5 protein-coding genes and 1 tRNA gene are annotated in these 8,217 nt (G+C 36.9%); 2 read left to right on the forward strand and 4 right to left on the reverse strand.

Going from position 1 to position 8,217, the window contains the following annotated elements:
• Positions 1-494: 494 nt before the first annotated feature.
• Positions 495-570, forward strand: a tRNA-Ala gene (locus U9P79_09985).
• A 150-nt stretch (positions 571-720) separates the two neighbouring features.
• Entirely contained in the window at positions 721-978 is a 258-nt protein-coding gene (locus U9P79_09990; GenBank protein ID MEA2104952.1) for a GIY-YIG nuclease family protein, read from the forward strand.
• 353 nt (positions 979-1,331) lie between these two features.
• Here U9P79_09990 and U9P79_09995 read toward each other — a convergent pair whose 3' ends face one another.
• The 4 genes from U9P79_09995 to U9P79_10010 all read right to left on the reverse strand — a co-directional run.
• Positions 1,332-4,382 (reverse strand): fibronectin type III domain-containing protein, encoded by a 3,051-nt coding sequence (locus U9P79_09995; GenBank protein MEA2104953.1) that lies wholly within the window; start codon positions 4,380-4,382, stop codon positions 1,332-1,334.
• Between the two features lie 157 nt (positions 4,383-4,539).
• Positions 4,540-6,309 carry a tetratricopeptide repeat-containing sensor histidine kinase gene (locus U9P79_10000; GenBank protein MEA2104954.1) on the reverse strand — a complete coding sequence of 590 codons (1,770 nt, stop codon included), beginning with the start codon at positions 6,307-6,309 and terminating at the stop codon, positions 4,540-4,542.
• Between the two features lie 92 nt (positions 6,310-6,401).
• On the reverse strand, positions 6,402-7,364 hold the full coding sequence (locus tag U9P79_10005; GenBank protein ID MEA2104955.1) for a response regulator: 963 nt from the start codon (positions 7,362-7,364) through the stop codon (positions 6,402-6,404).
• On the reverse strand, positions 7,364-8,217 hold an 854-nt coding region (locus U9P79_10010), incomplete at its 5' end, for a response regulator (protein MEA2104956.1). The genes U9P79_10010 and U9P79_10005, both read right to left, overlap by 1 nt.

Raw genomic sequence — 8,217 nt, forward strand, 5'->3', positions numbered from 1 at the left:
GTTTTTTTGAACCAATAGGCGAAGTACGTTAAAAATATTAAAATTAACCCTGAAAAATATAAAATTGAAATATTTGGCTTGATCCTAATGAATAATTATAAATTTGGTGGAATTTGTAAACTTTGCATTTCTAAAAAATGAAAATAATTACGGAAAATGCGAGTTTACGGATGGACACTAATTAGAGTCTGTCCGTAAAGTAGCCTTTTCGAGAAGTCACCGACCATTCCGTGACGAATTGAAAGAATTATCTATTAAGTTAAGTGGCGTTATAATTGTAAGTTGGAAAAACTTAAGTCAAGTTCAAAAAAACGGAACTTAACTCAAGATTTTCCTTTACAGACAGACACTAATTAATTCCCAATATCTGCTACATGATTTGTTGTTACTTGCTGCAGATTTGTTGGGCATTGAAAAACGAAAATTGTCAGGTTTTTGAATGAAAGGGTTGACAGGGAAATCGCTGATTACAAATTAGCGGTAATTAAATTTGTGGGGCTATAGCTCAGTTGGGAGAGCATTTGTCTGGCAGACAAAGGGTCACGAGTTCGAGTCTCGTTAGCTCCACCAGTCTTCGTTTTGAGCAAAGCGAAAAGCGAAGACTGCAACGGCGTAGTTCGATAGAACGAAGCCGTGCAAAAAACAGAAGTTATCTGGGTAATGCTCAAAACTTCGCCTTGGCATGCCAGTCTCCAGATACTTTGATATGTTTTCTAGAAAATGGAGGTTATAAAATTGAATCATTACACTTATATTTTGCGAAGTGAGCGGGATAATAGAAGATACTATATTGGATATACAACAGATCTTAAAAAGAGATTAAAAAAGCACAATGGGGGAGGGGTTCCATCTTCTTCTAAATTTCGTCCTTGGTATATTGAGACAGCAATTTCATTTCTATCGAAAGATAAAGCTTTAGCGTTCGAAAAATATTTGAAATCGCATTCCGGACGAGCGTTTGCAAAAAAACACTTCTGAGTTTGCTTAATCAGGAGCAACGCGAAAAACGGAGACTGCAACGACGTAGTTCGATAGAACGAAGCCGTGCCCCAGACCAGATTCATATTTTTTCAACCACTCAAAACTTCAGTCTTCGCTTCGCTACGCCTTGACAGGTCGCCAAGACAGGTAAGTCGGGGGTTAATAGGAAAATACAGGATTTTAACCGTTTTAACGGTTTTAATGCAATTCAGGGATAAAGAAACAAAACAACTTCTATTTGCTTAATATTCTCATAAAAAAAAACCGCTTCATACCACAGAATTTTTTATCCTCAAGAAGGGGAACTTCATACGGCATGAAGCGATTTTTTAACGAGTTAATATTTTTTTCTATCTCAGCAAGAGCATTTTCCCAAAGTCAAAATTCTTTTCATCCAATTTCATTTTATAGAAATAAATTCCATTTTTTACGGTTTGTCCGGATTCATTTATGCCGTTCCATATCAAATTATACACACCGGAAGTATATTCCCGGGCTGTAAGTGACCGCACCATCTGCCCTTTTATATTATAGATTGAAATATCCACTTTGGAATTATATTTCAAACTAAATGAGATGTTTGTTGCATTTTGGTCGGGATTGAATGGATTCGGGAAATTACTGAATAATTCCGTAACATACTGCTCATTATTTTCGATTCCAATCATTACATATTCAACAATTTCCGAGGGATCGGATTCAAGCCCGCTTTGATTGACGGTTGTTATATAGAATTGGTATTCCGTATTGGGGACTAAGTCGGAATAAATGAAAGAAATACCCACTGTAATATCATACAATTCAAAATTTCCCTGATCAATTGAGCGATAGATATTAAAGAAATCAAGATCGTTAATATTCGGCATATCCCAAGAGATTGTGAGGGTTTCATCCACATTTTCGACAAGGTTCACGTTTTCCGGAGCAGGTGGAGTTTGCACTTCCACTCCATAAGAAATTGTGCCGTAATCAGCCGGATTGAAGAGATTTATGTTGTCAAAGGGCCACCATCCGTCGAATCCATTGGGGTCGGGAGTGTTATCATCAAGAACAAAAATAGCAAGTGAGGATTTGTTTTCTGCACTCGGAGTAAGTTCCCAGGTTTCATCTCCGAAGGGAATAACAAATTCGTAAACAAGATAACCTTCATCGGCAGAGACTGCAATCTGGGGGTTGTCCAAATAAATCACCGTTCCTACTCCTCCGGTTTCATAAATAGGACGATATTTTATTACACTTCCGGAAGAATAGTAGGCAGCCCAATAGTTCCCTTCAGAATCGTCCCCGGCTGGTGGATAAACACCATCATCGTTATCATCAATATACAAGGCAACTTCGTCGTGATCTTCGAGCAGGGAATCGTTGTAATTTATATAAGCAACATAAAGTTCTGTTTCATCAGCATTCATCTTGAAATATCCAATCACACTGCCAATCGGATTTATCGTGTTATCATGGGTTCCCCAGAAATCCGAGCAATCTATTCGATAAGCATCGTCCCATTCTTGGGGAGAGATCACCCCATCAATTACAGGTGTGATTCCTTCATAAACACTAATTTCATCCACAACAAAACCGGTGCTTATCCAGCCTATCACAAGATTTGAATACGGAGATTGAACTCCACCATCATAGATAGCTGTAACAACGTAATAATAATCAATCATCGGAAGAGCATCGGTATCCTCAAAGTTTGTTTGCGTAGCAGAAATCGTAGCATACGGTTCTTCAGGAAAAGGTGCGGATTCTGTGATTTTTCTGTAAATATTATATCCGGTTGGATTCCCTTGCACCTCATCCCAAAATAAGTCAACAGTTAATCCGGCGGCCTGCGTTGCTATAAGATTTGTAGGACCGGCACCGAGAGAAGTCATTTCCACTTCTCCCACATCTGTAATTCCACCTTCATTGATGACAACTGGAAACATATCCACATCTTCGTAGCCAACTTTTCTAAATTCAATAGTATAAAGATTTTCGGGGATATTATTGATAATAAAATATCCGGTGGAATCCGTATAATCAAAATAATCTTCAATGCCGGCAACTTCCACCTTCACATCGGAATTATCATCAGTATTTTCTAGGTTGACGGTGCCGGTAAGAGTTCCGCCACCAAGATTGCAATCTACAGAATAAAGCAAACCGCCGCTTCCCATAACTCTGGCATGCACGGCTTTTCCGCCCACAGAGCAAAAAGAGCCGTCAGCAGCCATATCTACAGAATTCATAGAACCGGGCGTATTAATTTCAAAAAGCGGAATATTGCTTTGCTTACGAAAAAGAAAAAAATCAGGTGTAGAATGATCCATTGGTCCATAACCGGCTGCAGCAATCACCGATCCGTCCGTACTCATATCAATAGAAATTATATAATCTCCTGCGTTTCCATAAGTCCAGAGAGGAATGGGAGATGACGTGTCAAAAACAAATAGTTCTCCGTCATAACCACCGCCAAGAAACACAAGCGTTCCAATGGCGATCGTGCTGCCATCAGCAGAAACAGACATTCCACCAATCCAGGTGCTGGTTCCGGCATTTGCATTAAAATTCCATTTTTCTTCGTAAGTTCCGGTATCCTCATCAAATTCATAAACTTGGGCATAGCCTGAATAATCTCCGTTTACAATTATAGAAGCATCGTAAGAGATCGCCGGGGGATTTTGATTATATTCGGGAGCTTCGAAAATCAACGAACCGTCTGCAGAATCCAAAACCCTCATGGCGCTATTTCCACCACCATATTGAGTAAACACAAGGGTCGAACCGTCGCCACTAATTACAAGATTCCCCACTGATCCACCATAAGAATTGCTCCAGATAGGAGTGGAATTATTAATATTATAGGCTTTGATTTCGCTACTTGCGTGAGGTTGGTCATATATTCCCATAAAGACGATTGAACCATCTTGGTTGAGTACCATTTTTGTTATCATCCCATTAGCTGTTAGTTCCCAGGTTGGAACTGCGGATGAAGGATCAAAAACGGATAAAATACTTCCGTTTCCGATTGCAAGAACGCTGCCATCTTCTGTCATATCAACCGGAAAACCGAAATCAAGATTTCCGACCGGATATACCCAAAGAGGATTGGCAGTATCGTGGTACAAAGAAGCACACTCATCGTTCAAATGCCATTCTGCAAATGAATTGCCTGTTACATCAGAGACACAAACCTGCCCCATAATTGCAGCTGGAGCAGAAGTTTGCCAGAGAATTCCCATCCTATTGTCTCTACTTTTAAAACCGGTGTTAATGGATTTTACCGAAAAGTCAGCAGTTGCATTTTCATTGAACTGCAACCCGCTTTCCGAATCTGTGATTGTTTTTTGCACTGCTGCAGCAGATAAAACCTGCGATAAACAGACCAAAATCAATAAAACAAACGTAGTTTTTTTCATACGATTACTCCTTTAGTAATATTATTATCAATTTTAAATTTTGCTAAACTCTTATTTTATGTCAATTTCTGCATGAATTTTGTCCATCGCAAATCAACATTTTTCAAGCGAGACGCTTAAACTGCTCAATCAGGGATGGTTGAGTTACCGGAATCATTTATTTAATAACTTTTCCTAAACTTATCACGAAGATAACACCTTTCGGGTGATTGTCTTCAATATAAATAAATCCACCATAATCTTCAATCGTTTGTTTTACGATATGTAAGCCAATGCCGGTATGTCCTTTTTTACCATGGAAAAAACCTTCCTCAAATATTTTGTCCTTGATTTCGTCTGGAATTCCATTTCCGTTATCTTTAAATCGTATTTCGCAAAAGTTATCCTTTGATGAAATAATTATATCTATTTTTGTAGCCTCACCATGAATAATAGCATTGCTTATGAGATTTGTAAATACCGAGGACAATGCATGATCAGCAAAAACAATAGACGAACCAGCCACATTGATCTCAATTTTTGGGAATCCGATTATAAGTTCATTGATTAATTTTGCCACATCCACTTCATCTAATAACGCATTTGAATCAAGCCGAGATTCATATTTTCTGAAATTATCAATAGTCTTCAAACTCTGCTCTACTCTTTTTTCTATCTCATCGAGCATTTCCGGTTGAGACTCATATCTGAAAAGATGAACAGCACTTTGGATTACGATAAAATCATTTGCCAGATCGTGCCGGATTATTTTATTGAGCATTCTCAAACGTTCTTTGCTCAGCTGGAGTTGCTCTTCCGCTTTTTTTCGTTTTACTATTTGCTTTTGCAATTCAACATTCTTCAGACGGTAAATCTCTGTTTCTTTTTCCTTTGTTTCGGTCTCATATTTGATCCGCATTTCAGCAATTTGTTTGCTTTTGCGCTCGTTGAAAATCTCTTGCTGCAAATCCGTATATTTTAGGTAATATTTTAGAGCCTGTTCAAAATCAGATTGGGTTTCGTATAAATGTGCGAGTAACTTATTTGTATTCATTTCCAATTCTTTTGTTCCAATTTCCCGAGCAAGGAGTAAACTTTTTTGGAGATACTTCTTTGCCAAATCATAGGATTGAATTTCAGTATAAATCCGCCCGAGTGTTTGAGTTGAGAATATAATGCCATATTTATCTGAAATATCCTCGAAAATGTTTAAGCTCTTCATGTAATATTCTATTGCTTTATCATTATCACCTGTTCTTTCATAATCAGTTCCAATATTGGAGTAAGAAATTCCAATAGTTCGTTTCTCACCGATTTTTTCTTTGATCTCTAATGACTTTAGGTGATATTTCAATGCCTCATCCGGATTGTCCTTGTCATTATATACATTTCCGATATTGCTATAAGAAATAGCAAGTTGGGCTGGATTATCCATCTTTTCTTTCATTTTCATACTTTTAAAATGATATTCCAAAGCGAGATCGTAATTACTAAGTTTTTCATAAACAATCCCAATATTATTGTAAACAACGGAAATTCTTTGTGTTTCGTTTAATTCTTCCCAAATTTTTAGGGCTTCAAAATAATATTTTAGTGCCAGACTGAAGTCGGCACGCAGCTCATAAATAGCTCCAATATTATTTTGGGAACCAGCTATTCTCAATTTATTTTCCAGATCCTCAAAAATTTTCAACGCCTTGTTGTAAGCTGTCAATGCTTTGTCATATTCCCCTCTTCGGTGAAAAGACATTCCAATAATATGATTGCTTCTCCCAATTTCCTCTTTTAAATCAATTTTTATTGCAAAAGCAAGTGCTTCGAGAGCGAGTTGTTCGCATTTTTCGGGATCGGTTTTGTTAAATTCATTAGCGAGATCATTCAATAATATAGCTTTTTCTTCACCGGATGCTGTTTTTAATTTTTCTTTTATCTCGTCCATTTTATTCATTTATTTTCTCCACAAAAATTATATTTAATCGTTCAAGCGAGACGCTGGAGCTACTTTACGAAAATATATGATTTGAAATATCATACTCGTGGTTATTTCCTTCTACTATCCAGATAAAAATTACTTCCGTTGATTAACTTTGCCTTCTTTTTGAGTTCGGAACAAGCGTCATTTACTTCGATATAATTTTTATAACGTCTATGGGCAAGATCAACTCCAGCCATACTGATAGTCATAATAGGGAAAATTTGTTTTTTTCCCTGCCGATTGGTTGAATTAATAAATCCGGCAGCAGCATCTTCCTTATTGTAAAATTTAGTAATTTCCGCATCAAAAACAGTGGCAATTCTTTCTGCAACAAGATCGCTTTTTTGGGAAGGAACTACGAGGATAAAATCATCTCCGCCAATGTGACCCACAAAAGCATCAGGACATCCTGCTTCTACAATGGATTCTTTCAATGTTTTTGTGGTAAAAAGAATCACCTTATCGCCCAAAGCAAATCCATATTTATCATTATACGCTTTAAAATTATCAAGGTCGGTATATATAACACACACTTTTTTTTTGCTTTCCAAACTATCTTTAATGATTTTGGAAACACTATTGTTCCCCGGAAGGTTTGTCATGGGATTAGCATCAAGAGCCAGATTATAAAGTCTATTTAATTCCAGCATGGCTTTCCGCAATTTGAGATGGTTTTTTACCCGAACTTTTACAATGGAAGGATTGAAAGGTTTGAAGATATAATCAATTGCTCCAAGTTCCAAACCCTTTGCTTCAGCATCTATACTATTCATTGCGGAGATAAAAATAACAGGAATTTTTTTTGTGTTTTCATTTAATTTAATTTTCTCACAAAATTCATAACCATCCATTTCCGGCATCATAACATCAAGGAGAATTAGATCCGGCGGTGTGGTGAAAACTCTTTTCAGAGCCTGTTTCCCATTCTTTGCAAAAATAATTTTGTAATCGTCTTTTAGAAAATTTGCCAAAAGGTTTCTGTTATACTTTTCATCATCAACAATTAAAATTATATCTTTCTTTTCCATTAATCCGTCCCGAGAATTTCTTTATTTATTTTCGCCAGCGTTTTTTCTGCTTCTTCAAATTCACAATCATTTATTTCTTCTCGAACCTTGTCAAACAGAGATTCGCTGATTTGCCCCCGCAATTTCATCAGCTGCTCTTCTGCATTTGCATCACCATCTTGAACCATCTGCAGCAATTCCTTAAACAAGATTCTGATTTTATCTTTGGATAAATTCAATATTTCATCCTGCTTATCTGTTTTCAAATCTGCAACCTTTTTTGCCGAGGTTATCACTTCTTGTAAACTTTTTTCAAATTGTTCTAATAATTCATTCAGATTCGTGTCCTCATTTTCCCGTAATGCCGTATTGAGATTTTTCGCTGATTCAAATAGTTCATTTGCTCCAATATTTCCTCCGACACCTTTTAGGGTGTGAGAGATTCGAATAGCCTCTTCCATTTTGCCATTTTCAATTAACTTTCTGACGCTATAAACGGAATCTTTGTAATCATTATAAAAAAATGTAAGTAATTTTATAAATAGTTCCCGATTACCCGCAATCCGAGAAAGTCCCTCTTGCAAATCAATTCCCGCTAAACTTGTGGGAAATTTAAGAGATTTTTTCAGATTTTCAGATTTATTTTCCAGTGAGTCTGTTTTCTCAATTCGAATCCATTTAACAATTACGGTGCGAACTTTCTCAGAATCAATCGGTTTTGAAATATAATCGTTCATTCCGGCTTCAAGGCATCTTTCCTTATCGCCTTTCATTGCATTGGCGGTCATTGCCACTATCGGAATGGTTTGGTTAAATTTTCTAATTTCACGAGTTGCGGTCAAACCGTCCATTACCGGCATTTGCATATCCATTA

Source organism: Candidatus Cloacimonadota bacterium (genome assembly GCA_034661015.1).
Classification (GTDB): Bacteria; Cloacimonadota; Cloacimonadia; order JGIOTU-2; family JGIOTU-2; genus JAYEKN01.